The sequence below is a fragment of the Luteibacter rhizovicinus DSM 16549 genome, from assembly GCF_001887595.1.
In the GTDB taxonomy this organism is placed as follows: domain Bacteria; phylum Pseudomonadota; class Gammaproteobacteria; order Xanthomonadales; family Rhodanobacteraceae; genus Luteibacter; species Luteibacter rhizovicinus.
This window is the reverse complement of the sequence record NZ_CP017480.1, coordinates 3,837,605-3,861,145: the sequence shown is the minus strand read 5'-3', so window position 1 is coordinate 3,861,145 and position 23,541 is coordinate 3,837,605. Positions and strand designations below refer to the sequence as shown.

Below are 23,541 nucleotides of genomic sequence, written 5' to 3'. Positions count from 1 at the left end.
ACCTGCCTAGGTCGTTATACCCCTGCAAACACGCGATCTCCGCTCGGCTTTCAGCCTAGGCCGAAAAGACGATAAAGATTCGTAATATCTTGCGATATCAATAACATAGCTTGCGCCCGTCGCGCGAGAAATCATGGACTTACGGCGGCTTCGTGATCGCTTACCGAGAGCTCGTCGTGACGACGTATTGGTCGGCCAACTGCTCCGTCGTAATGGGGATCGCGATGAAATCCGCATCGCCTCGCGCCGCGGGTGGGAGAAACAGAATCACCGCGCCTCCGCCTTGTTTTTCGAGCACATCCAGCGTCTGGACGAACGCGCGAAGCGCGGACCCGGGCAGCCCTCTGACGCCCCATTGATGAGGATCCAGACGGCCTTCGCGCATGATGCGTTCCGCGTGACTCTTGCTGTACAGGAGCGGGATGTGACGCCGAGTGGTCCCAGGCTGCTCCGTCGCGTAATAGCCACCTGTGGTCTTGCCATCGTGCAAGGCCATGACGGTCCAGAACGGCTGGCCCAACGATGTTTCGTCGGGCAGCGATACGATGGACATCTGTTTAGCGAGGAGCGTGCCCATCAGCGGCAGGTCCTGCGGTTGCAGGAGTTCGATGCCGTACTGGCCAGCCAGCGTATCCGCACCGAGTTGGTACCCACCGCGAGAGACGACCACGCCGAGGATGTTGCCGATGTCGTTCAAGCGGAAGGCGAAGTCACCGATACGGCCCTTGTCGACGGGAAGTTTGGTATCCGCACATTCGATCGCTACCCTGTAGCGCACACCGTCGCGATCGAACTCGTAGTACACATCGACCTGATGGAAAGTCCCAGAGTGGCCTTTGATCCGCGCGTTCTGCGCGACCAGCATCCCCTCGCCTTTCTGACTCGCCAGCGCTTGATAAACGTGCCGGACCTCTTCCTCGAACTGGCGCCAATCTTCCACGACATCCCCTGAATTGTGCTGGTTGGCCTGCGGGCAACCACTGGCTTATACGTGGCTCCCGACGCCTCGGCAATATCGCAAGTTATCGCGGAACGCATGTGCACGCGCCCACTCGGCTCAACCGCCTTCGGGCGGCTCCCACAGCTCCACCTTATTTCCCTCGGGGTCCATGACCCAACCGAACTTGCCGTACTCGGACTCGTCGGTTTTCTCGAGCACCCTGCAGCCTTCATCGCGCAGCGCCTGAAGCAAGGCATGCAGATCGGCAACGCGATAGTTGACCATGAAAGGCGCGGTGCTCGGCGCAAACTGGTCGCCATCCGCCTTGCCGATGGACCAGGCCGTCGTTCCGCCCGTGGGCTTGCCTGCGTCATCGGTCCAGTCGAACGCGGCGCCTCCCCAGGGTTTCACGTCGATGCCGAGATGCTTCCTGTACCAGGCAGTCAGCGCAGCTGGATCGCGTGCCTGGAAGAAGATGCCGCCGATACCCGTGACTCGTTTCATGTCGGTCTCCCATCACAACAGTTTCTTGTAGACGATGAATCCGGATTTCTCGGCCACCTTGTCATAGAGAACCATGGCGGTCGTATTCGTCTCGTGGGTCTGCCAGTAAACGCGTCCTGCACCGAGTGCCGTGGCGCGTGCGTAGACTGTTTCGATGAGCGCACGGGCAACACCCTTGCCTCTCGCGCGTTCCGTGGTGAACACGTCCTGCAGATAGCAGTTCGGTTTGATCTGCGTGGTGCTGCGATGCAGGAGGAAGTGGGCGAGTCCGAGCAGCTCGCCGTCTTTCTCGGCCACCAGCGCGTACATCGGCTCGTAGCCGTCGAAGAAGCGCGTCCAGGTCACCTCCGTGATCTCGTCCGGCAGCGCGGTTGCGCCTTCGCGGCCGTAGAACGCGTTATACCCGTCCCACAGGCCCTGCCATGCCGCGCGGTCACCGGGCACGAGCGAACGAACGCTCAGGCGGTCGGGCGAGGATTCGGATGTGTCCACAGAAACTCCGGTTCGAACGTCCTGGGGGAGCCGCTATCGTAGGCTCGGACCGAAAGGCGCGCCAGCACCCGGAAGTCACGGCGCAACCCGGTTACCATCCGGGGTTTCGCGCCCTGGATCGATACCGTGCTGCTTCCCACCTGCTCTCGTGCTGCTGTCGCCGTGCTGGCTGCCGTTGCCCTCTCCGTCGCAGGCGCAAGCCAGGCCAGTGAGGCCTCGGAGCCTGCTGCCGTCGGTCCGGTCGCTGCCAACGGTCTGGCGGCGACGCCACCGATGGGCTGGAACAGCTGGAACCATTTCGCCGGTCGGATCACCGCCGCGGATGTTCGCGCCATGGCCGATGCGATGGCCGCCAATGGCATGCGGGACGCGGGCTATGTCTACGTCAATATCGACGACACCTGGGAAGGCAAGCGCAACGCTGCGGGCGATATCGAGACCAACGACAAATTCGGCGACATGAAGGCACTCGCAGACTACGTGCATGCGCGTGGCATGAAGCTCGGCCTCTATTCGTCGCCCGGCGCGACGACCTGTGCAGGCTTCGTGGGCAGCCATGGGCACGAGGATCAGGACGCCCGCCGCTTTGCTGCCTGGGGCGTGGATTACCTGAAGTACGACTACTGCGGTGCCCGCGATCTTTACCCGGTCACGCAACGTAACCAGGAGATGCTGTTCCGCAAAATGGGTGACGCCCTGCGCAAGGCGGGGCGGCCGGTGGTCTACAGCCTCTCGCAATCGGGTGACTTCGATATCTGGCGATGGGGTCCACAGACCGGCGCCAACCTGTGGCGCACGACACCGGACATCAGCGATACCTGGGAATCGATGTCGCAGCGCGGTTTCCGCCAGCTTGACCTGAGCGCGTGGTCGGGGCCGGGCCATTGGTCGGACCCCGACATGCTGGAGATCGGTAACGGTGGCATGACGGCCGACGAGTACCGGACGCAGATGAGCCTGTGGTCGCTGCTTCCGGCACCCCTGCTTGCCGGTAACGATCTGCGCACGATGGACGCCGCCACCAAGGACATCCTGCTCAATCGCGAAGTGATTGCTGTCGACCAGGATCCGGCCGGGCATCCGGCACGGCGCCTCGAACGCCAGGGCGATGTCGAGGTGCTGGTGCGTGATATGGCCGACGGCTCGATCGTCGTCGGCTTCTTCAATCGCGGTGAATCGACCACCGTTCGCTGGTCGTGGCACAAGCTAGGCGATCGGTTCGCCCATCCCACCGGTGCCCGAGACCTCTGGCATCACGCCGCTATCGATACGCAGCGCCCCTTCGAGGCGACGCTGCCCCGCCACGCGGTGGCGATGGTTCGCATCGCCCCCTGAGGTGTGTCGGCCCAGGAGGCGAGCCTCGTCGCGTCAGGCCGCGCTCTCGGCAGCGATCTGGCGTAGCTGACGCTCGAACTCTTCCGGCGGCTGGCCGCCCGAGATCAGGTACTGGTCGTTGACGATCACGGCCGGTACGCCAGTGATGCCGCGGCTCTGCCACAGCTTCTCGTCGCGACGGACGTCTTCGACGTAGCGGTCCGACTCGAGTACGGCGCGCGCTTCGACCGGATCGAGGCCGACTTTTTCAGCGGCGGCGACCAGGGTGTCGTGGTTGCCCGGATCGGTCTGATCGGTGAAGTTCACGGTGAAGAGCTGGCGCTTCAGCGCATGCTGCTTGCCTTGCGAACCCGCCCAGGCGATCAGGCGATGCGCATCGAACGTGTTGTAGATGCGGCTCGCATCCGAGGTGTTCATGGTGAAGCCGACGGCCGCCGCACGGGCCTTGATGCGTTCGCGGTTGACGCGCGCTTCATCGGCCGGAATGCGGTACTTCGCGACGATGTGTTCGACAGTGTTCTCACCGCCCGGCGCCATGTTCGGATTCAGTTCGAACGGATGAAAGGTGATCTCCGGCTCGATCACATCGTGCAGCTTGTCGAGCGCCTGCTCGAGGCCACCCAGGCCGATCACGCACCACGGGCAAGCGATGTCCGAGACGAAGTCGATTTTCATTTTCTGAGGCATGGGGCGGGAACCTTGGCGATGGGGGTGAGGGCTGCACGGGGCACCCCGGGACGATAGTTCGCTGCAAGATCGCGGCGTTACCGCCTACGTATGATCGAAGTCCAGGGAAATCAATGTCCTCCGACCAGGAACTGCCCGCCATGAGCGCATCCGAATCGCCGCGCCCGCTACCCTTCGACATGACCCTGGAGATCGTGGTCGTCCCCGTCACCGACGTGGATCGCGCGAAGCAGTTCTACGCGAAGCTGGGATGGCGCCTCGACGCCGACTTCCCTGCGCCGGACGGCTTTCGCGTCGTGCAGTTCACGCCGCCGGGATCGGGTTGCTCGGTGATGATGGGTAGCAACATCACAACCGCGTCCCCGGGGTCGGCTCGTGCGCTACACCTTGTCGTGCGGGATCTGGAAGCGGCTCGCGCGGAGCTTGTATCCCGCGGGGTCGATGTGAGCGAGCCGTTCCATGATGCGACCGGCATATTCCACCGCGCCGATGGCTCCCGTGATGTGGCCGGCCCCCATCCCGAGCGGAAGAGCTACGGCTCATTCGCTCGCTTCAACGATCCGGATGGGAACGAGTGGTTCATGCAGGAGATTACGCAGCGTTTGCCGGGGCGCTGAGAAGCGACTTCAGCGTCGCGACGCTTGATCGGGGTCAATGGCGACTTGCCTCACTCAGGCGCCTTGGCCGGCACGAACGGCGACACAGGATCGCTTGCCGGGAACGTCTCTTCCAGGGCCTGATCCTGGTTTTCGCTGGCCTTATCCTTCCGGGCTTTCTTCTCTGCCTCGGTTTCCTGGTGGGAGGGTTGGCCGTGGTCGGGGTGGTTTACGTCCTGTCGGTCGTGGGTCATGGGTGTCTCCTGGTGTCTGGAGGTCCATGAGGCGACGTTTGGGGTGAAGGGAGGGTCGCTGCGACGTCTAGGAGAGCATCGCCGATGAATCGGCTCCCACAGGAGCGCAGGAGCTTCGCCGATGAATCGGCTCCTACCAAAAGCGGGCTGCTAGCTTTTGGCGGCTTTGGCTTGGGTCAGGGCGGTGGCCAGGGCGGCGCGGGAATAGGGCTTGCGCAGGACTTCCACGTCGGTGGGAGCGCCTTTGTCGCCCTGGAGTTGGGCGGTGTAGCCGGAGGCGAGAACGACCGCGACCTTGGGGTAGGTTTCGCGGATCTGGCGGGCGAGATCGAGGCCGTTGATTTCGCCGGGCATGATGACGTCGCTAAAGACCATGTCGATGTCGCTGCGCCGGGCCAGAATGGTTAGCGCCTGGGCGGCGTCGCCGGCTTCCAGCGTCACGTAGCCGAGGGCGCCGAGCATGGCGACCGAGACTTCACGCACGTTGATATCGTCGTCGACGACAAGGACTCGGCCGTCGCCCGCGGCTGGCGCGGCCGTTGCACTCGGCGCGGCGGAGGCGACCTCATCCGTATGCGGCAGGCATAGGTCGATGGTCGTGCCCTGCCCCAGTTCGCTCGTGACGCTGACGAAACCGCCGGACTGGCGCACGAAGCCGTAGACCTGACTGAGTCCCAGCCCCGTACCCTTGCCCATCGCCTTGGTGGTGAAGAACGGGTCGAAGATGCGTGCTGCTGTTTCGGGCGTCATACCGGTGCCGCTGTCACGCACGCGGATCACCACGTAACTACCAGGCTCCGCCGCCATCGCCAGCGCTTCGCGTGGCGTCAGGGTCGTCAGTGAGGTGAGGATCGTGAGGCGACCGCCATGCGGCATGGCATCGCGCGCGTTGATCGCCAGGTTGAGGATCGCGGTTTCCAGTTGGTGTGGATCGCTACGGCAATACCAGCGCCGGGCGGGTTGCGGCAGCTCCAGGGACACCGTTTCACCCAGGGCGCGGCTGAGCAGCGTGGCAAAGCCACGTAACAGATCATCGACACACACCGGCTGCGCCTGCAGATCCTGTCGACGCGAGAACGCCAGCAACTGCTGGTTGAGACTAGCCCCGCGCTCCACACCCGACTTTGCTGCGGCGAAGAAACGTTGCGCCTTGGGGTTATCTTCGGGCAACGCGCTTTCAAGCACGTCGAGGCTTCCGCCGATGACCATCAGCAGATTGTTGAAGTCGTGGGCGATGCCGCCGGTGAGCTGGCCGACCGCTTCCATCTTCTGCGCCTGGCGCAGCTGGGTTTCCATCAGACGGCGTTCGGTCACGTCGCTGACCACGCCCACCAGTCGCGACGGTACACCGTCTCGCTGGTAGGTGCGGCCGATGACGTGCACCCAACGATGCGCGCCACCTTCCACCTTAGGACGCACTCGACGCTCGAAATCCAGCAGGCCCGTCGTCATCGCCTGTTCGAAAGCGGCACGCACCTCGGCTTGCTCGTTCGCCAGGAACGGCAGCGCCAGCGAATCGAGAGTGCGCGCAGCGGCGCCGATATCGTCCAGACCCAGGATCCCCTCGGCCTGACGCGAGATCGTCACCGCTCCCAAGACCAGGTCGATGTCCCAGCTGCCCATACCGGCGGCTTCGAGCGCCACCGCCAGGCGATCTTCCGCGCTGCGTCGCTCGGCCATTTCGCCGGCGAGCTGCGCGTTGGTCGCGGCCAGTTCGTGGCTGCGCTGACGCGCGTGTGTCAGGTCTGTCGCGATGATGCAGATGAGCCGCGGCATGCCTGGCTCGAACGGCAGGTCCACCGCGGACAACGTGACGGGAATGGACTGTCCATCGACGCGATGCAAGGTGACTTCCGCCGCCCTGCCCGCATCGGCACCCGGCGACAACAAGGCTGCCATCACCATCGCATCGGCGCGTTCCAGATACGGCACGACCGATCGCCCGATCATCGACTCACGCGTCAGTCCGAGCAAGGCGGCGAAACGCTGGTTGCAGTACAGCACCACGCCCTCACCGGTCAGGGTGACGGCACCTTCCTGCATGTGCTCGACCAGCACGCGATACGGCCGGTCGGCACTCTCCAACGTGTAGATGCTTGGGCCGTCCGGATGATGGACGACCACGGCGTCGACCTCGCCCCGGCGGATGGCATCCAGGGTTTCTTCCGCCTCACGCAGCCGCTCGAGAAGCTCGCGGCTGGGGAGGTCGTCTTCAGCATGGTCATCAGCGCGCACGATCAATCCTGTTGCGGTAGCCGCGGAGCGAGGTCGAGACCGGCCAGCACCTTGAGCTCATCGGACAGGTCGCCGATGATCCGGCGCAGCGGCTCGGGTAGAACCTTGACCAGGGTCGGCGTGGCGACGATCTGCAGGTCCCGCGTGGTTTCCGGACGCTCGTAGACGTCGATCACCTCGAGTTCGTAGCGGCCGTCGAGATTCTCCTCGCAGATCTTCCGCAGGTTCTCGATCGCGCGCGTCGAGCGCGGCGTGGATCCGGTGATGAACAGCCGCAGCTGGTAGTGCCGCGGATCGCCGGGCGACGAGGTGATCTCGGGAGGGGTCGCCGTCATGGGGTGGATAGCCGCGGACGCATGTCCAGACCGACCAGCACGCGTTCCGCGTTGGACAAGTCACCGATGACTCTTCGTAACGGCGGCGGCAATCGCCTGATCAGCGTGGGCACGGCGACGATCTGGTCACCGGCCGCCAGCTGTGGCGTTACCTGCAGATCGACGACCTCGATGGTGTAGCGGCCGGCGAGATGTTCCTCGCACAGTCGCTTGAGGTTGGCGATGGCAGCCAACGATTTCGGGGTTTGCCCGGCCACGTAAAGGCGCAGGTGGACCTGGCCGTCGTCACCGGGCTGCTCGTCGTCGATCATCGGGATGTCTTCAGCGACGGTCACAGGTCACCTCGCAGGGTCGACATCATGGAGCGGTTGGCGTCACGGTTCGTCGCGTGGACCTCGTCCTGCTCGCTCATGCGGGTGACTTCGGCCTCTTCGCTTTCCAGTTCGGCCTGGAGCTCGGCAATCTGGCGCTCGACGGTGAGGCGCCGGCGTTCGAGTACGCGGCGGCGGCTGGCGACGGCGTCCTGCCTGGCCTGCTCGGCTTCGCGCTCGCGAGCCTCCTGGGCCACGCGTGCCGTACCGGTAAGCACGCCTTCGGGGCCGACATAGATGGGCGCCATCTCGATGCCCTCGTCGGTCAACCGGTATTCGCGCAGCTGCTTGGAGTGGTTCATGCCGCGGGCTTTGAGCAGGGACAACACGCGATTACGCTCGCCATTGGACTCCACGTCGGACAGGGCGATCCAGATGTCCATCAGCGAGGAGACATTACGTTCGCTGTCGCTCATGGAGTCACCCGACGACGAAAGCGAGGTAAAGAGCGCGGTAATGCCCCGGCTCTTGCAGATGTCGGCCAGCCGCAGCAGCGTGGCGTTGACCTCGACCATCGGTCCGCGGAAGGCCGAGATGGGATCGACCACGATGACGGCCGGGTCGAACGTGTCGATGTCCCGGTGCATGCGCGCCAGATGCATCTCGAAGCCGTAAAGGCTCGGGCGAGCCGCTTCGATCTTCAGCAGCCCGGCATCACGGTGACGTTGCAGATCGATGCCCACCGAGCCCATGTTGCGCGTCACCTGCGCGGCGGATTCCTCGAAAGCGAAATACAGGCAGCGTTCGCCGCGCGCGCAGGCGGCATCGATGAACGACGCGGCGAGCGTCGACTTGCCGGTGCCGGCCGAGCCGGACACGAGCACGCTCGAACCACGGTAGTAACCGTGGCGGCCCAGCATGGCATCCAGGCCCGGGACGCCGGCGGAGACCACTTCCTGCGAAACCTCGTGCGCGAGCCCGGCCGAGGTGATCGGCAGCACGGTGACACCCTGCTCGTCGATCAGGAAGGGATATTCGTTGGTGCCGTGCGACGAGCCGCGATACTTGACCACGCGCAAACGACGCGTCGTCACCTGGTCGATCACACGGTTGTCCAGCAGGATCACGCAGTCGGAGACGTATTCCTCGATACCGTAGCGCGTGAGCTGACCTTCGCCGCGCTCGGCCGTCACGATCGCGGTGACGCCCTTGGCCTTCAGGAAGGCGAAGAGGCGCCGCAGTTCCGAACGGAGCGTGGCGGAGTCCTCGAGGCCGGCGAACAGGGCTTCGACCGTGTCGAGGACGACGCGCTTCGCGCCGATCGTGTCGATGGCATGACCCAGGCGCACGAACAGGCCTTCCAGGTCGTAATCGCCTGCCTGCTCGATCTCGCCGCGCTCGATGCGCACATAGTCCACGACCAGCATTTTCTGCTCGACCAGCGCCTCGAGATCGAAACCCAACGACGCGACGTTGGTGGAGAGTTCTTCCTGACGCTCCTCGAAGCTCATGAAGACGCCGGGCTCGCCGTACGTTTCGATGCCCTTGACGAGGAAGGTGATGCCGAAGAGCGTCTTGCCGCAGCCGGCGGCGCCGCACATCAGGGTCGGGCGGCCTTGCGGCAGGCCACCGAAGGTCAGTGCGTCCAGCCCGGAAATGCCGGTGGGCGTCTTTTGCAACGAAGAGGCCTTGGGGGCCCCGTGGTCCTTGAGGGAGACCTGGTCGGTCATGCGATACCTTTCTTTCGCAGGCGGGTGAAAAACGTCGAGGCGCCGTGGCGCCCCGTATGCAAAATGCCGGGAAAGGGTATCCAAACCGCGTGAAGTGGCGGTGATCGGGCGGCATCCCGCCCGCCCCATGCGGGTCTACGGCGTCACGTCTCGGCGGCCTGCCGCGTGTTGCTGCGGTAGATCAGGAACAGCGCGACCGCGAGCAAGGCCATTGCGGCGTAACGCGAGCCGCCCAGCGGAATGACCGGATTGCTCAGCCAGCCGAAGTTATCGATCAACAGGCTCATCAGCAGCTGGCCGCTGATCACCGACACCGTGGCCGCCGCCGTGCCCACCCGAGGCATTGCGAAGACGATGACCAGCATGTAAACGACGCCGAAGAACGCGCCGGTGACCTGCCAACGCGGGGCGGTGAACAGGGTCAGGTCATGCTGCGGCTCGAAGAAAAAAGCGTAGAGGAAGCTCAGCAAGGCGCCGAGCGTGAAGGTGAGCCAGGCGCTTTCAAGCACGCCGACATGGGCGCCAAGCCGGCCGTTGATGGCCGACTGCGCGCACAGGATCGCGCCACTGGCGACGACGACGAGAATCATGAGGATGAGCACGGGGGATTCCTTAGTGGATCAGCCAGAGGGCGGCGAGGATGGCGACGAGCGCGCCCGCGCGATAACCGTCGACGGCGCGCCGCGCGCTGCCGAGCCAGCCGAAGTGATCGATGACGAGACTGGCGGCGACCTGGCCGAAGAGGATGCCGACCATGGTCAGGCCCACACCGATGAACGGGGTGGCGAGGGTGAGCGCGGCCACGTAGAGCGGCCCGAGCACGCCACCGGTGAGCAGCCAGCGAGGCTGCGCGAACATCAGGGCGAGACGCGGGCGGCCGAAGACCAGTCCGAAGGTCAGCAGCAACGACCCCACGGCGAAGATGCCGAGCACGGCCCAGCCGTGACCGACCTCGGTCCCCAGGGGGCCCAACAGACCCGCTTCGACCGACAGGCCCATGCCGGCCAGGACGATCAGCGGGATTAACCAGACGTGTTTCACGCAGTGTGTTCCTTGAGTAGACCCTCCAAGGTTGGGGGACTGCCCATATCGGAACAATTAGGCCAAACTGGAATACATCATTGCTTTTCGGACAACTCGATGCAGCTCAACGCCTTGCGCTACTTCGCCATGGTCGCGGCGACGGGAAGCTTTATCGCGACGGCGCGTCACTTCCGCGTCCCGGCATCGTCGGTGTCCCGGCAGATCGCCGCGCTCGAACGTGAGGTCGGCCAGCAGTTGCTTTACCGGCACACGCGGGCGGTCCGGCTGACCGACGCCGGCGAGCGCTACTACCTCACGGTGCGTGAGGCGCTGGACCTGCTGGACATGGCCGCCGAGCAGGCCGCCGACAAGGACACACAACCCAGGGGCCTGATCCGGGTCAACGCGCCGGTCGCCCTGGGCCGCCTGCACATCGCTCCGCTCTTGAACGATCTGCAGAAGGACTACCCCGACCTTTCCGTGCAGCTCACCCTCACCGATGCCTTTATCGATCCGGTGCAGGAAGGTGCAGATATCACCCTGCGTGTCGGGCGGCTGGAGGACTCCGGCCTCGTTGCGCGCCTGGTCGCGCCACAGCGCTACATCCTCTGCGCGAGCCGCGGTTATCTCGACACCCACGGCGTGCCCGACACCCCCGAACAACTGGTAGCGCACAACTGCCTGGTCTACCGCGGCCAGTGGGGCGCGCAGCGATGGTATTTCCGCCAGCCGGGAGCACCGCACTACGACGCGTATGACGTCACGGGCCGGTTCCAGAGCAACAACGCGGAAACGCTCGTGTCCGCGGCGGAAGCCTCACTGGGCCTCGTGCTTTTCCCGACCTGGCTGTTCCAGGCCGGGAGTTTCCGGAAGGGTCGCCTCGTGAAGCTACTGACCGGTTGGGAAGCGTCCGTCGAAGCGGAGCCACCGGGCATCCATCTGGTATCGCCAGAGAACCGCTCGCGCTCAAGGAAGGTCCGCGTCGTTACCGACTTCCTGCTCGAGCGCATTGGCGCCCCGCCCTATTGGGACCGGGTCTGACAGTCGCGCCAGGCGCTATCTCGTCGGTGGCTCGGCATTCGGACGGCGGCCACCCTCGATGTCCTCGAGCGGCTCGGGTGCGGTCTCGAGTAACGCCTTGTATATCCAGCCGCCTACCGCGCCACCAAGCAACGGCACGACCCAGAACAGCCACAACTGGCCCAACGCCCAACCACCCTGGAACACCGCGACACCCGTGCTCCGTGCTGGGTTGACCGAGGTGTTCGTCACCGGGATGGAGATGAGGTGGATGAGGGTGAGCGCGAGGCCGATCGCCAACGGCGCAAAACCCACAGGCGCACGCTTGTGCGTGACGCCCAGGATGACGATCAGGAAGAACGCCGTGAGCACGAACTCGGCGACAGCCGCGGCGGCGAGCGAGAAGCCGCCGGGCGAGTGTTCACCGTAGCCATTGGTGGCAAAGCCCAGGGCGACATCGAACCTCGGCTTGCCACTGGCGATGACGTAGAGCACACCGCCTGCAGCAATCGCACCGACCAGCTGGGCCACGATGTAAGGAATCACATCCTTCGCCGGGAAACGCCCTCCCGCGAAGACGCCGACAGTCACGGCAGGATTGAAGTGGGCACCTGAGATGTAGCCCACGGCATAGGCCATCGTCAGGACGGTGAGGCCGAAGGCGAGTGCGACACCGGCGAAGCCGATGCCGAGTTCGGGGAAGGCAGCGGCCAGTACCGCACTTCCACAACCTCCGAACACCAACCAGAACGTACCGAGGCATTCGGCGAGTAGACGCTTGGACATGGGACGACTCCTAACGGTGGGGGGTCAGTTGGCATCCATGCTGCGGATGAAAGCCGCGATAGGTTCTTGCGGCACGCGAACCAGACCCTTCGTCGGCATGTCGAGATCGGCGACGAGGCCCAGTGCGAGAACGACCAGGAGAAATACCAGGGTGGTCGCCGTGCGATAACGCCCGCGGAGGTAGCCGATCAGGCCGGCGGCGACGACGCAGTAGAGACCCAACGTGCCGGCCAGGCGTGCAGGCACGTGCGCTTCGGCGGCGGCGGTGCGTTCGCCAGCGATGTCGATCATCTCGTTCGCAGGGCCGAGCAAAAGCGGCGCCAAGGCCGTGGTGCGAACCGGTGCGATATCGGTCGTGAGCTCCGTCCACAGACGCGCCTGGATGGCGTCGGCCTTGTGGAATGCGAGCACGACCTCGCCGGAATCCTCGGCCAGTCCATACGCCAGGCGCGCGACGGCGTACTGCCTCATCAGGTCACGGGCACGATCACGCTGTACCGCCTCCAGCAGATCGAAGCGTAGCCAGGTCGTCCCCATCGCATTCGCCTCGGAAACCACCAGTTCCCGTCGTGTTTCGTAGCGCGCCAGGGCCAGCGAGAAAGTGAATCCGATCAGCAAGGCGAGCAGGCCGAGGACGGCACTCAAGGCGAACTCCGCCTTGCCGTCGTCTTCGCTGATCGTGACGTGGCGTGCGTGGCGGCGATGCAGCGCGTAGCCGATCTCCCGTCCGATCAACATCAGAACCAGCAGACCGAGACTCAGTACCCAAGGGGGTGTCGACGTGAACATGTGCCCACTACCCCGAGTGTGTGTAGATGGCCAAGCTTTGCCCTGTCCCCCGGCGGGCCACCAGCGAAGAACTACTTAGACCCGCGCAGTCCCTGTGCTGTGCGTACAAATACGGAATCGGCCTTAGGTAAGCTTTCGCTTGGTGCCTCGGCCCGGCGCGCCTAGCCTGTCGCCACGACCGGATGCTGGCGCCTGCGCCACCGAGACCCCGATGCGCGCGGGACTGCTCTTCAGCGAAGCCACCCACGTCGAGATGCTGCGACGGCTCCATCTGATCCGCGCCGACGACCGGCGCGAAGCAACACTGCGGGTGGGCGTGGCGGTTGCCGTCGCCTGGTTTCCCTTGCTCGTTCTGTCCCTTTTCGGCGCGGACGGCACGTCCATCCTGCCTTTCCTGAAAGACGCGGCGGTCCATGCCCGCTTCCTCCTTGCCGTTCCCCTCTTCATCGCCGCCGACTATGTCGTGCTGCCTCGCCTGGACTCGATGGCGCAGTACTTCGCCGTCACCAACCTCATTCCACCGTCGAAAATGGCGGAGTACGACGCCCTGCTTGCCAGCAGTCGCCGCCTGAGCACAGGCGTGTGGCCTTCCGGATTCCTGATCGTCGCCGTCTATGCCCTGGTCGCGCTACTCGCGTTCGCGGTGCCGTACGACGTCATTCCCCTCTGGCAACGAGGCACCCTCCCCCTCCAGCTGTCGATGGCAGGTTGGTGGCATCTGGCGATCAGCCTGCCGCTGCTGCTCGGCCTCATCCTTGCGTGGCTGTGGCGCCTCGGCGTCTGGGTGCGCTTTCTGTGGCGCATGGCGCGGATGGGTCTGTATCTGGTCGCGGCGCATCCGGATCAGGCCGGCGGATTGCAGTTTCTCGCGTATTCGCCACGAATCCTTGCCACCCTCGCCCTGCCCATGAGCATCGTGGTGGCCGGCTTGTTGGCCAACAAAGTCATCGCGGGCGCGTCGCCGATCGGGCACGAGACCACGCCGGTGGTCACCGCGGCGGTGATGCTCCTGCTGTTCGGCACGCCGCCACTGGTCTTCACGCGCACGCTGCTCGTTGCCTGGCGTATCGGGGTCTACCGTTACGGCGATCTTGCCGCCCGCGCTGGCGAGGCCTTCGAGGCCCGGTGGTTTGCCGCGGAGCAGAAACTCGACGCCGACCTGCTGGAGCGCCCTGATTTCTCGTCGACCACCGATCTCTACGCCGTGGTGGCGAACGTCTATGCGATGCGTACCGCGATTTACGATATCCAGGGCCTGTTGTCCATTGTCGTTGCAACCGCCCTGCCGTTCGCACCGATCTGGCTTTCCGCCATTCCCTTCTCGACCATCGTCGATCATCTCGTCGGTTCGCTGTTCTGAAGGGATAACACCGCTTACGGTGTCTTTGCGTGCTCCGCCGCACGCTGCACCATGAAACGCTTGATTTCCTCCTCGGACACCTTGCCGCGGTGGGTGGCGTCGATCTCGCTGAAGTACTTCACCGTGGTGGGCATATCGCCCTTTTCAGCTTCGGCCAGCGTCACATAACCGTCCTTGTCGGTATCCGCCCGGATGAACTTTTGGTGGAGCGCCTTGGTCGCCCTGTTGAGCGCCGAACCCGCGCCGTTCTGCGCGAACGCTGGTAGTGACGTGAAGGTCAGCGAGGCTACGACCGCCCATGCAAGGATCGTCACGTGTCGGTTGGTCATGACCATTCTCCGGACTATGGCAAGGGTACGGCGAAGGCAGCCATCAAAAGCCGGCCACCGTAGATCATCATCTGGACCGAGAGCGCCACGGTCAACGATCCGATGATGGTGCCGAATACCTTGAATGGCATCGGCCCGATGCCTCGCATGATCGGGCCGGCCGCGAGCATCGCCAACAGGTGCAGGACAAGCACCAGCACGACGACACCGACCAACCCGAGGGTGCGCTCGGTGCTGTGGCTCGACGCCAATAGCACGATGAAACCTGCCAGGCCATACGGTGTGACGATCATCGGGATCGCGAGACTGAAGGCCGTCGGCGCCGTGGCCCCGATTGGCGCTGTCGTTGCAGAAGCTGGACTCGCGACCGGCTCCGGCGCGTACTGTTCGAGAACCGTCCGCAACGACACGAGAAGGAAGATCAATCCTCCTGCGATCAGCATGGCAGGCAACGAAATCTGCCATTTGTGCTGTAGCGCGAGTCCGACAAATCCGCCGACCAGCACCGTCACCGTGGCCAGGAGGAACGTCTTGAAGGCGAGTTCCCTGCGTGTCGAGGCATCGAACGCATGCATACGGGCGTAGTAGACCGCCGGCGTCTTCAGCGGTGGCCCCATGACGACGAACAGCAAGGTAAACGCTTCGGAGAGACCGAGGATCTGTGTCGCTCGCGGTGGTTCGGTGGCGATCGAGACGACTTCCTGGAGAAACGCGAGAACGGCCATCACGGGAGCTCCGGCGGAACGTCGCGGCTTGGCTTCTCTTCACCCTGCCATGGCCAGCGTCCCTCGACTTCGAGAATGAGCGACCAGCTGAGGAAGGTGCGGATGACGACGAGGAGGCCCAGGGAGATAACACTTTGCACCGAGCTGTCCAGCGCAATGGTTCGCACGATGTCAGCGGCGACAAGAATCTCCAGGCAAAGCAGCAGCGCGCGACCGAGACGCTGCTTGTACTGCGTGTAGTGGGCCGGCGGGTTGGCCACACGCCGGATCAGTCCGACGAGATAGATCGCCGTGGCGGCAATGATGGCAACGATGATAAGGGCCGAGGAAGAGCCCGAGGAAGTCGACTACCCGAACGTGAAGGACTTCCCGGAATTCAAGAAGAAGTATGGGCCTCGCGGCGTCCTGCATTGCTGGGCGGATGGCAAGGGCGGGCAAAAAATCGAGAATACCGGTCCGTTGACGACCAAGCGCATGGAAACCTGCGACGACGAATTCCTTGCCGCCGCTAAGAAGTTCATCAAGGCGGCCCATGACGCCGATGAGCCTTTCTTCGTCTGGTTCAACACCTCGCACATGCATGCGTGGACGCACGTCAAACCGGAGAGCCGTGGTCAGTCAGGCCGTTGGCAGTCCGAGTATCACGACGTGATGATCGATCATGACAAGTGCATCGGCGAGATGCTCGACTTCCTCGACAAGCTCGGCATCGCGGACGACACCTTCGTCAGCTACAGCACGGACAATGGTCCGCATATGAACACGTGGCCTGACGCCGGCACGACGCCTTTCCGCAATGAGAAGAATTCGAGCTGGGAAGGCGCGTACCGCGTCCCCGCCATGGTTCGGTTCCCTGGCAAGATCGCCGCGGGATCGGAATCCAACGAGATCATCAGCCATCTCGACTGGTTTCCCACCATCCTCGCGCTCGCCGGTGAGCCGGATATCAAGGAGAAGCTCAAGAAGGGTCACAAGATCGGCAAGACGACCTTCAAGGTCCATCTGGACGGCTACAACCTGCTTCCCTACCTGACCGGCAAGGAGAAGAAGAGCCCGCGTCCCGGCTTCATCTACTTCACCGATGACGGCGATGTCGCGGCCCTTCGCTACGACAACTGGAAGATCATGTTCATGGAGCAGCGTGTTACCGGCACGTTGAAAATCTGGCAGGACCCGTTCGTCGTCCTGCGTGCGCCCTACATCTTCAACATGCGGATGGACCCCTACGAGAAGGCCCAGATCACCTCCAATACCTTCTACGACTGGATGTTCCGGCACATCTTCCTGCTCGTACCCGCGCAGGCGGTCATTGCCGAATTCCTCGGGACGTTTAAGGAATTCCCGCCCCGACAGAAGGCGGCCAGCTTCAGCCTGGACCAGGTGCTCGAGAAAATGAGGGAGACATCGTCGGGGGCCTGACGTCCGGTCATCCGCACGGCAAGCGAACGGCCCGACTCAGGTTCGGGCTGTTCGGAGGCAAAGAGCCTTCGGTGCCCACCCTCGCTGGGGGGGCTTGAGGCAAAGAGCCTTCGGTGCCCACCCTCGCTGCTCAGACAGGTCCTCCGCGTTCCGTACCGGAAAGGCCGCTAACGCGGCCCGTGTACTTATCCGGCCTGCGGCCGCTCCACTTGTGCGGAACTCGCCTCGAGGGTGGACACCGAAGACTCTTTCCAACCCTGAGGTTCGTGCGGGTCGAGCCGACGAAGCAACGCTGCTTCAGTGGCTGGGTTTTTGCCATCGCGATCGCCATCGCCAAACGGTCAACCCCAGCGCGCCGGTCGAGATGATCCGCGCGAGACCGCGCCACGGCGACGAAGCCGCTCAATGAGCGAGATGTACGCACCACCACGATTGCGGTGACGGCTGGCTTTGGCGGTCACATTCACCAACGGCTCGCCTTCCCGCTGAACGTATCGTCGTGAGAGACCTTGGTGTCCACCCTCGAGGCGAGTTCCGCACAAGTGCAGCGGCCGTAGGCCAGATAAGTACACGGGCCGCATTAGCGGCCTTTCCGGTACGGAACGCGGAGGACCTGTCTGAGCAGCGAGGGTGGGCACCAAGGTCTCCTGCGCGAGACGCCCAAGTGTACGCAGCGACGGCGACGGCGAAGCCGAGCCAGCGCAAAAATACGCGACGCACCCGTTTCTTTCGTCCCGCGCAGAGCAGAACCCTTTATACGCATTTAATTCATATACTTATGACGACTTTCTCACGTGATCGTCATACACCTTGTCGCGGCAAGCGACCGGGAAACCCCGATCAACAGGGCGGAAACGTCATCGACCGCCCCAAGCCCTTCGTGCTACGTTTTTCGCGTGGATCCGAGCCAAGTCGCCGTCCGCCCCGCGGGTGGCATCGCCAAGCCAGGTTTCGAGGGAGCTTCCCGTCATGCCTCTCACGCGTCGCGAGTTTCTCAAAGTCACAGGTCTGGGCCTGGCTGCCGGCAGTCTCGGCATGCTCGGCTTCGGCGCCTCCGGTGTGGCGCAGGCCGCCGCGGTACGACCCTTCAAGCTGGCCCACGCCACCGAGACACGTAACACGTGTACGTACTGCTCGGTCGCCTGCGGCATCCTCATCTACAGCATGGGTGACCGGGCCAAGAATGCCCTCTCCAACATCATCCATATCGAGGGCGATCCCGATCATCCGGTGAACCGCGGCACGCTATGCCCGAAGGGTTCCGCGCTGCTCGATATCGTGCATGCCCCTACCCGCCTGACCGCACCGCGATACCGAAAACCGGGTGGGACCGAGTTCGAGGAAGTCTCCTGGGACTTTGCCCTGGACCGCATCGCCAAGCTGATGAAGGAGGACCGCGACAAGCACTTCATCACGCAGAACGCGGCCGGCACCACCGTCAACCGCTGGACCAGCATGGGCATGCTGGCGGCGTCGGCCTCGTCCAGCGAAACAGCCTTCCTCACCTGGAAGGTCGCCCGCTCCCTCGGCATGGTGGTGTTCGACAACCAGGCGCGCGTCTGACACGGACCGACGGTGGCCAGTCTGGCCCCATCATTCGGTCGTGGTGCGATGACGAACACCTGGCAGGACATCCGTAACGCCAACGTCGTCATCGTCATGGGTGGCAACGCCGCCGAAGCGCATCCCTGCGGTTTCAAGTGGGTGATCGAAGCGAAGATCGAGAACGGCGCGAAGCTCGTCGTGGTCGACCCGCGCTTCACGCGCACGGCCTCGGTCGCGGATTACTACGCCCCGATCCGTCCCGGCACGGACATCGCGTTCCTCAGTGGCGTGATGCATTACCTGCTGGAGAAGGACGCCATCCAGCATGCCTATGTGCGTGCGTATACCAACGCCAGCCTGCTGGTGGCGGACGGCTTTGCCTTCGAGGACGGCCATTTCAGCGGCTTCAACGCGGAAACCAACAGCTACGACAAGGCGACCTGGAACTACGATCTCGACGAACAGGGCTTCGCGAAAGCCGATGACACCTGGCAGAACCCGCGCTGCGTGATCAACCTGCTCAAGCAGCACGTGTCCCGGTACACCCCGGAAATGGTCTCGCGGATCACCGGCACGCCGCAGGACAAGTTCCTCCACGTGTGCGAGCTGATCGCGAGCACGGCGGCGCCGGACAAGGCGATGACCAGCCTGTTCGCGCTGGGCTGGACGCAACACTCGGTCGGCGCACAGAACATCCGTGCGATGGCGATGGTCCAGCTGTTGCTGGGCAATATCGGCGTAGCCGGCGGTGGCATGAACGCGCTGCGCGGGCACTCCAACATCCAGGGCCTGACCGACATCGGCCTGCTGTCCAACCAGATGCCGGGTTACCTGAGCCTGCCGACGGACAAGGAAGCCACCTTCGACGACTACATGAAGACCAAGCTGTTCAAGCCGCTGCGTCCGGGCCAGACCAGCTATTACCAGAACTACGGCAAGTTCGTCGTCAGCCTGCAGAAAGCACTCTGGGGCGATGCGGCGACGAAGGAGAACAACTGGGGTTACGACTGGCTGCCCAAGCTCGACATACCGCTTTACGACATCATCAAGGCCTTCGAGATGATGAACAACGGCCAGATGACGGGCTACATCTGCCAGGGCTTCAATCCGCTGCAAGCCTTCCCGGATCGCGGCAAGATCCGCCGCGGCCTGAGCAAGCTGAAGTTCCTCGTCACCATGGATCCGCTGGACACAGAAACCTCGCGCTTCTGGCAGGATTTCGGCCCGCAGAACCCGGCCAAACCCAGCGAGATACAGACCGAGGTGTTCCAGCTTCCGGTGACGTGCTTTGCCGAGGAGAACGGCTCGCTGGTCAACTCGGCGCGCTGGTTGCAGTGGCACTGGAAAGCCGCCGAGGGCCCGGGCAAGGCGATGTCCGATATCTGGATCATGAGCGGCATCTTCCACCGCCTGCGCGAGATGTATCGCAAAGAAGGTGGCGCCTTCCCCGACCCGATCCTCAACATCAGCTGGAAGTACACCGACCCACGCGCGCCGGATCCCGAAGAGCTGGCGAAGGAAATGAACGGCCGTACCCTGGCCGATCAGACCGACCCGGTCACCAACGCGGTGACCGCCAAGGCCGGGACCCTGCTCGACGGCTTCGGGCAACTCAAGGACGACGGCACCACGGCCTCGGGCTGCTGGATCTTCGCCGGCTCGTTCACCGAGAAGGGCAACCAGATGGCTCGCCGTGACGCCACGGATCCGCGCGAGCAAGGCATCGCGCCGAACTGGGCCTGGGCCTGGCCGGCAAACCGCCGCATCCTCTACAACCGCGCCAGCGCGGACCTGGAAGGCAAGGCCTGGAACCCGAAGAAGCCTGTCGTCGAGTGGAATGGCACGCGCTGGGCCGGCATCGATGTGCCCGACTACATCCCCACAACCAAACCGTCGGACAACGTCGGCCCCTTCATCATGAATGCCGAGGGGCTGGGACGCCTGTTCGCCCTCAACCTCATGGCCGAAGGACCGTTCCCGGAGCACTACGAGCCCTTCGAATCGCCGTCGGAGAACGTGCTGCATCCGAAGGTAAGCAACAACCCGGCGGCGCGCGTGTTTGCCGACGATCGCGCCTCGTTTGGCCATCGCAACGACTTCCCGTACGTCGCGACCACGTACCGCCTCACCGAGCACTTCCACTTCTGGACCAAGCACGCGCTGATCAACGCGATCCTCCAGCCCGAGGAATTCGTCGAGATCGGTGAGGTACTGGCGAAGGAGAAAGGCATCGCGCAGGGCGGCTGGGTCAAGGTCTCGTCCAAGCGCGGCGAGGTGATCTGCAAGGCCTATGTGACCAAGCGCATCAAGCCGCTGACCGTGGACGGCAAGCCGACTCATGTGATCGGCGTGCCCTTGCACTGGGGCTTCACCGGGCAGGCGCGAAAGGGCTATGGCGCCAATACGCTGACTCCGTCGGTCGGTGACGCCAACACGCAGACGCCGGAATTCAAGGCGTTCCTGGTCAATGTCGAACCCACCGCCGCACCGGTCACCTGAGGCGAACGTCATGTCGGATATGCAATCGCAAGACTACATCCGTCGCTCCGCCTCGACGATGACGCCGCCGATGACGCGAAGCCACGAGGACCAGGTGGCGAAGCTGATCGACGTGAGCCGCTGCATCGGCTGCAAGGCCTGCCAGTCCGCGTGCATGGAATGGAACAACCTGCGCCCGGAGATCGGTCACTTCGAAGGCTCCTACGAAAACCCCATGGATCTGGGGCCGAGTGTGTGGACGCTGATGAAGTTCGCCGAGTACGAGAACGAGAAAGGCAATCTCGAATGGCTGATCCGCAAGGACGGCTGCATGCACTGCGAAGACCCCGGATGCCTGAAGGCCTGCCCGGCGCCCGGGGCGATCGTCCAGTACGCCAACGGCATCGTCGACTTCATCAGTGACAAGTGCATCGGCTGCGGGTACTGCATCAAGGGCTGCCCCTTCGATATCCCGCGCGTAAGCAAGACGGATCACAAGTCGTACAAGTGCACGCTGTGCTCGGACCGTGTCGCCGTCGGTCTCGAACCGGCCTGCGTGAAAGCCTGTCCGACTGGCGCCATCATGTTCGGCTCCAAGACCGACATGACGAACTGGGCCGGCGAGCGCATCGAGGACCTGAAGTCGCGCGGCTTCGAGAATGCCGGCCTGTACGATCCACCCGAAGTCGGTGGCACGCACGTGATGTACGTGCTGCACCACGCGGACAAGCCATCGCTGTATTCCGGCCTGCCCGACAAGCCGCGCATCAGTCCAGTCGTCGAACTGTGGAAGGGCGTGATCAAGCCACTGGCCGTGATCGGCATCGCACTGGCTGCCGTGGGCGCCTTCTTCCATTGGGTCACCATCGGTCCGAACGAGGTGACCGAAGCGGACGAAGCCGAGGCCGACCGTGTGTTGCGCGAGGAAGAGAAGGAGGAGTCGACATGACCCGCCCCGATCGTGCCATCACCCGCTACACCACCTTGAACCGCGTCAATCACTGGATCAACGCCGGCTTGTTCATCCTGCTGGTGTTATCCGGGCTGTCGATGTTCCATCCGATCCTGTTCTTCCTGTCCGAGCTGTTCGGCGGTGGCCAGTGGGCGCGTGCGGCGCATCCCTGGTTCGGCGTGTCGCTGGTGATCAGCTGGATCGGCATGATCATCCAGTTCTGGCGATCGAACCTGCCGTCGAAGGATGACATCGCCTGGTCGAAGGCGATCGTCCACGTGGTGAAGAACGACGACGAGCACGTCCCACCGATCGGTCGAAACAACAGCGGACAGAAGCTGGTGTTCTGGTCGATGACGCTGTTGATCCCGGTGCTCTTCGTCACCGGCCTGCTGATCTGGGAAGTCTACTTCGGTGAGGCAACGTCCATCCCCGTGCAGCGCGTGGCCGTACTGATTCATAGCGCGGCGGCGATCTGCGCCATCCTGGTCTGGGTCGTGCACGTCTACGCGGCGATCTGGATCCGCGATTCCGTGCGCAGCATGACCCAGGGGTATGTGACGCCCGGCTGGGCGTGGCACCATCATCGCAAGTGGTTCTATCAACTGGCCGCGAGCCGTCGCGTCAGCAAGACCACGCCCAGGAAGAACCCGTGAAGCAAGCCGAGGCACCACCCGACAAGGCATGGAGCGGCCCCACCCACGCCGGCGTCAAGTCGCCCGCCCCGATCGTCATGCCGGACCTCGCCCGCCGTTTCGTCGTCACGGCGGCACGCCTGGATCACCTCGCTCCCGGTCACCCCATGGAGCCCTGGCTGCGCTTCGTCGCCCGCCTCGCCCGCGCCCAGCACGTCGTCGCCACGACCCTGGCCCCTGCAGCCGCGTTGAGCGCCGAAGACATCGCACGCGCCACGGAAGCACGCCTTCCCCCACTCGCCGCCGACGGCCACCAACGGTCCCCCGTCTGGCGCGACGCCCTGACCCGCCTCCTCGACCACCTTGTTGCGCCCAATGCGTCGGTAGGACCCAATGCACGTATGGGACTCAATGCACCTGTGGGAGCCGATTCATCGGCGATTCCCCCGCAGGGCGACGATCTCCCCCCAGCCACCCTCGCCCTCATAGATACCCTCCGCACCGCCGATCCCACCACCCTCGAAACCCTCGCCACCCACTTCCTCCGCGGCCACATCCCCGCCGCCGACACCGGCGCCACGGTCTTCATCGTCGCCGCCCTGCAGATCTACTTCACCGGCTCCGCGGCGCGCCTGTCCGCCGCCGACCTTCGGCTGCTGCAGGAACGCTCGCTCTGCCCCTGCTGCGGCTCGCCATCCATTGCCGGTGTGATCACCGCCAGCGGCATCATTCCCGGCACGCGTTATCTGCATTGTTCGATGTGCTCGACGGCCTGGAACCACACGCGCACCGTCTGCGTGACCTGCGCCGGCACCCGCAAGCTTTCCCTGCGGGGCATCGAGGACGACGGCGGCGTGGTCAAGGCCGAGGTCTGTGCGGAATGCCACACGTACAGCAAGCTCCTCTACCAACTCCACGACACGCAGCTGGACCCCGTCGCCGACGATCTCGCCTCGTTCGGCCTGGACCTGCTGGTCAGCGAGGAAGGTTTTGCCCGCCATGCGCTCAACCCCTTCCTGCTGACGGGAGACAGCGAGGACGATATCGGGTAAATACTCGGG

The 23,541-nt window shown here is 64.0% G+C and carries 25 protein-coding genes; 9 read left to right on the top strand and 16 right to left on the bottom strand.

Features of this window, described 5'->3' with window-relative positions:
• Positions 1 to 160 precede the first annotated feature (160 nt).
• From BJI69_RS17620 to BJI69_RS17610, 3 genes are all read right to left on the bottom strand, one after another.
• Positions 161 to 940: a restriction endonuclease gene (locus tag BJI69_RS17620; protein ID WP_052767198.1), complete on the bottom strand. Its 780-nt coding sequence runs from the start codon at positions 938 to 940 to the stop codon at positions 161 to 163.
• 117 nt (positions 941 to 1,057) lie between these two features.
• Positions 1,058 to 1,444 carry a VOC family protein gene (locus BJI69_RS17615; protein WP_046967779.1) on the bottom strand — a complete coding sequence of 129 codons (387 nt, stop codon included), beginning with the start codon at positions 1,442 to 1,444 and terminating at the stop codon, positions 1,058 to 1,060.
• A gap of 12 nt (positions 1,445 to 1,456) precedes the next feature.
• Complete coding sequence (locus tag BJI69_RS17610; RefSeq protein ID WP_125903100.1) at positions 1,457 to 1,936, bottom strand: GNAT family N-acetyltransferase; 480 nt, start codon at positions 1,934 to 1,936, stop codon at positions 1,457 to 1,459.
• Between the two features lie 126 nt (positions 1,937 to 2,062).
• Between BJI69_RS17610 and BJI69_RS17605 the strand changes: the two genes are divergently transcribed.
• Positions 2,063 to 3,271 carry a glycoside hydrolase family 27 protein gene (locus tag BJI69_RS17605; protein WP_244465270.1) on the top strand — a complete coding sequence of 403 codons (1,209 nt, stop codon included), beginning with the start codon at positions 2,063 to 2,065 and terminating at the stop codon, positions 3,269 to 3,271.
• 33 nt (positions 3,272 to 3,304) lie between these two features.
• Here BJI69_RS17605 and BJI69_RS17600 read toward each other — a convergent pair whose 3' ends face one another.
• On the bottom strand, positions 3,305 to 3,958 hold the full coding sequence (locus BJI69_RS17600; protein ID WP_046967780.1) for a DsbA family oxidoreductase: 654 nt from the start codon (positions 3,956 to 3,958) through the stop codon (positions 3,305 to 3,307).
• A gap of 140 nt (positions 3,959 to 4,098) precedes the next feature.
• Between BJI69_RS17600 and BJI69_RS17595 the strand changes: the two genes are divergently transcribed.
• Entirely contained in the window at positions 4,099 to 4,575 is a 477-nt protein-coding gene (locus BJI69_RS17595; protein ID WP_046967781.1) for a VOC family protein, read from the top strand.
• 50 nt (positions 4,576 to 4,625) lie between these two features.
• Here BJI69_RS17595 and BJI69_RS17590 read toward each other — a convergent pair whose 3' ends face one another.
• The 7 genes from BJI69_RS17590 to BJI69_RS17560 all read right to left on the bottom strand — a co-directional run bounded on the left by BJI69_RS17590 (position 4,626) and on the right by BJI69_RS17560 (position 10,460).
• The gene (locus tag BJI69_RS17590; RefSeq protein WP_046967782.1) at positions 4,626 to 4,808 is read right to left on the bottom strand and encodes a hypothetical protein; all 183 of its coding nucleotides are present in this window, start codon (positions 4,806 to 4,808) and stop codon (positions 4,626 to 4,628) included.
• Between the two features lie 150 nt (positions 4,809 to 4,958).
• Complete coding sequence (locus tag BJI69_RS17585; RefSeq protein ID WP_052767199.1) at positions 4,959 to 7,043, bottom strand: hybrid sensor histidine kinase/response regulator; 2,085 nt, start codon at positions 7,041 to 7,043, stop codon at positions 4,959 to 4,961.
• 2 nt (positions 7,044 to 7,045) lie between these two features.
• Positions 7,046 to 7,378, bottom strand: a complete 333-nt coding sequence (locus BJI69_RS17580; protein ID WP_046980629.1) for a circadian clock KaiB family protein — start codon at positions 7,376 to 7,378, stop codon at positions 7,046 to 7,048.
• Positions 7,375 to 7,713 (bottom strand): circadian clock KaiB family protein, encoded by a 339-nt coding sequence (locus tag BJI69_RS17575; RefSeq protein WP_219811403.1) that lies wholly within the window; start codon positions 7,711 to 7,713, stop codon positions 7,375 to 7,377. Before BJI69_RS17575 ends, BJI69_RS17580 begins: the two co-directional genes overlap by 4 nt.
• Entirely contained in the window at positions 7,710 to 9,419 is a 1,710-nt protein-coding gene (gene kaiC, locus BJI69_RS17570) for a circadian clock protein KaiC (protein WP_046968955.1), read from the bottom strand. Before kaiC ends, BJI69_RS17575 begins: the two co-directional genes overlap by 4 nt.
• Positions 9,420 to 9,562: 143 nt before the next feature.
• On the bottom strand, positions 9,563 to 10,021 hold the full coding sequence (locus tag BJI69_RS17565; RefSeq protein ID WP_046968956.1) for a DMT family transporter: 459 nt from the start codon (positions 10,019 to 10,021) through the stop codon (positions 9,563 to 9,565).
• A 10-nt stretch (positions 10,022 to 10,031) separates the two neighbouring features.
• Entirely contained in the window at positions 10,032 to 10,460 is a 429-nt protein-coding gene (locus BJI69_RS17560; RefSeq protein WP_046968957.1) for a DMT family transporter, read from the bottom strand.
• Between the two features lie 99 nt (positions 10,461 to 10,559).
• Between BJI69_RS17560 and BJI69_RS17555 the strand changes: the two genes are divergently transcribed.
• A complete protein-coding gene (locus tag BJI69_RS17555) occupies positions 10,560 to 11,483 on the top strand; it encodes a LysR family transcriptional regulator (RefSeq protein ID WP_046968958.1) in 924 nt (307 codons plus the stop codon).
• Positions 11,484 to 11,498: 15 nt separating this feature from the next.
• On the opposite strand, the gene aqpZ is transcribed toward BJI69_RS17555, so the two are convergent.
• Positions 11,499 to 12,248, bottom strand: a complete 750-nt coding sequence (gene aqpZ, locus BJI69_RS17550) for an aquaporin Z (RefSeq protein ID WP_046968959.1) — start codon at positions 12,246 to 12,248, stop codon at positions 11,499 to 11,501.
• Between the two features lie 24 nt (positions 12,249 to 12,272).
• Positions 12,273 to 13,037 carry a bestrophin-like domain gene (locus BJI69_RS17545; protein ID WP_125903099.1) on the bottom strand — a complete coding sequence of 255 codons (765 nt, stop codon included), beginning with the start codon at positions 13,035 to 13,037 and terminating at the stop codon, positions 12,273 to 12,275.
• A gap of 211 nt (positions 13,038 to 13,248) precedes the next feature.
• Here BJI69_RS17545 and BJI69_RS17540 point away from each other — a divergent pair, with 211 nt between their 5' ends.
• Complete coding sequence (locus BJI69_RS17540; protein WP_052767312.1) at positions 13,249 to 14,397, top strand: hypothetical protein; 1,149 nt, start codon at positions 13,249 to 13,251, stop codon at positions 14,395 to 14,397.
• Positions 14,398 to 14,411: 14 nt separating this feature from the next.
• Here BJI69_RS17540 and BJI69_RS17535 read toward each other — a convergent pair whose 3' ends face one another.
• The 3 genes from BJI69_RS17535 to BJI69_RS17525 are packed head-to-tail and all read right to left on the bottom strand — an operon-like array spanning position 14,412 to position 15,711.
• Positions 14,412 to 14,726: an EF-hand domain-containing protein gene (locus BJI69_RS17535; protein WP_052767313.1), complete on the bottom strand. Its 315-nt coding sequence runs from the start codon at positions 14,724 to 14,726 to the stop codon at positions 14,412 to 14,414.
• 14 nt (positions 14,727 to 14,740) lie between these two features.
• Positions 14,741 to 15,451, bottom strand: coding sequence for a MarC family protein (locus BJI69_RS17530; protein WP_046968961.1), 711 nt, complete (start codon positions 15,449 to 15,451; stop codon positions 14,741 to 14,743).
• On the bottom strand, positions 15,451 to 15,711 hold the full coding sequence (locus BJI69_RS17525) for a DUF1622 domain-containing protein (protein WP_052767314.1): 261 nt from the start codon (positions 15,709 to 15,711) through the stop codon (positions 15,451 to 15,453). The genes BJI69_RS17530 and BJI69_RS17525 overlap by 1 nt, the downstream gene beginning before the upstream one ends.
• Before the next feature lie 43 nt (positions 15,712 to 15,754).
• On the opposite strand from BJI69_RS17525, the gene BJI69_RS17520 reads away from it, so the two are divergent.
• The 5 genes from BJI69_RS17520 to BJI69_RS17500 all read left to right on the top strand — a co-directional run bounded on the left by BJI69_RS17520 (position 15,755) and on the right by BJI69_RS17500 (position 23,532).
• Complete coding sequence (locus BJI69_RS17520; protein WP_244465321.1) at positions 15,755 to 16,870, top strand: sulfatase-like hydrolase/transferase; 1,116 nt, start codon at positions 15,755 to 15,757, stop codon at positions 16,868 to 16,870.
• 969 nt (positions 16,871 to 17,839) lie between these two features.
• Positions 17,840 to 20,914 (top strand): formate dehydrogenase-N subunit alpha, encoded by a 3,075-nt coding sequence (gene fdnG / locus BJI69_RS17515; RefSeq protein ID WP_154670754.1) that lies wholly within the window; start codon positions 17,840 to 17,842, stop codon positions 20,912 to 20,914.
• A 10-nt stretch (positions 20,915 to 20,924) separates the two neighbouring features.
• Positions 20,925 to 21,842, top strand: a complete 918-nt coding sequence (gene fdxH, locus BJI69_RS17510; RefSeq protein ID WP_181016725.1) for a formate dehydrogenase subunit beta — start codon at positions 20,925 to 20,927, stop codon at positions 21,840 to 21,842.
• On the top strand, positions 21,839 to 22,501 hold the full coding sequence (locus BJI69_RS17505; protein WP_046968968.1) for a formate dehydrogenase subunit gamma: 663 nt from the start codon (positions 21,839 to 21,841) through the stop codon (positions 22,499 to 22,501). The genes fdxH and BJI69_RS17505 overlap by 4 nt, the downstream gene beginning before the upstream one ends.
• Complete coding sequence (locus BJI69_RS17500) at positions 22,498 to 23,532, top strand: formate dehydrogenase accessory protein FdhE (protein WP_071925024.1); 1,035 nt, start codon at positions 22,498 to 22,500, stop codon at positions 23,530 to 23,532. Before BJI69_RS17505 ends, BJI69_RS17500 begins: the two co-directional genes overlap by 4 nt.
• The last annotated feature ends 9 nt before the right edge of the window (positions 23,533 to 23,541 follow it).

Bases quoted from the DNA above. Each gene is read 5' to 3' on its own strand.
- BJI69_RS17530 (WP_046968961.1), bottom strand. From the start codon at position 15,451: ATGGCCGTTCTCGCGTTTCTCCAGGAAGTCGTCTCGATCGCCACCGAA.
- BJI69_RS17540 (WP_052767312.1), top strand. From the start codon at position 13,249: ATGCGCGCGGGACTGCTCTTCAGCGAAGCCACCCACGTCGAGATGCTG.
- kaiC (WP_046968955.1), bottom strand. From the start codon at position 9,419: ATGACCGACCAGGTCTCCCTCAAGGACCACGGGGCCCCCAAGGCCTCT.
- BJI69_RS17580 (WP_046980629.1), bottom strand. From the start codon at position 7,378: ATGACGGCGACCCCTCCCGAGATCACCTCGTCGCCCGGCGATCCGCGG.
- BJI69_RS17590 (WP_046967782.1), bottom strand. From the start codon at position 4,808: ATGACCCACGACCGACAGGACGTAAACCACCCCGACCACGGCCAACCC.
- aqpZ (WP_046968959.1), bottom strand. From the start codon at position 12,248: ATGTCCAAGCGTCTACTCGCCGAATGCCTCGGTACGTTCTGGTTGGTG.
- BJI69_RS17520 (WP_244465321.1), top strand. From the start codon at position 15,755: ATGGCAACGATGATAAGGGCCGAGGAAGAGCCCGAGGAAGTCGACTAC.
- BJI69_RS17505 (WP_046968968.1), top strand. From the start codon at position 21,839: ATGACCCGCCCCGATCGTGCCATCACCCGCTACACCACCTTGAACCGC.
- BJI69_RS17600 (WP_046967780.1), bottom strand. From the start codon at position 3,958: ATGCCTCAGAAAATGAAAATCGACTTCGTCTCGGACATCGCTTGCCCG.
- BJI69_RS17555 (WP_046968958.1), top strand. From the start codon at position 10,560: ATGCAGCTCAACGCCTTGCGCTACTTCGCCATGGTCGCGGCGACGGGA.
- fdxH (WP_181016725.1), top strand. From the start codon at position 20,925: ATGTCGGATATGCAATCGCAAGACTACATCCGTCGCTCCGCCTCGACG.
- BJI69_RS17595 (WP_046967781.1), top strand. From the start codon at position 4,099: ATGAGCGCATCCGAATCGCCGCGCCCGCTACCCTTCGACATGACCCTG.
- BJI69_RS17615 (WP_046967779.1), bottom strand. From the start codon at position 1,444: ATGAAACGAGTCACGGGTATCGGCGGCATCTTCTTCCAGGCACGCGAT.
- BJI69_RS17535 (WP_052767313.1), bottom strand. From the start codon at position 14,726: ATGACCAACCGACACGTGACGATCCTTGCATGGGCGGTCGTAGCCTCG.
- BJI69_RS17545 (WP_125903099.1), bottom strand. From the start codon at position 13,037: ATGTTCACGTCGACACCCCCTTGGGTACTGAGTCTCGGTCTGCTGGTT.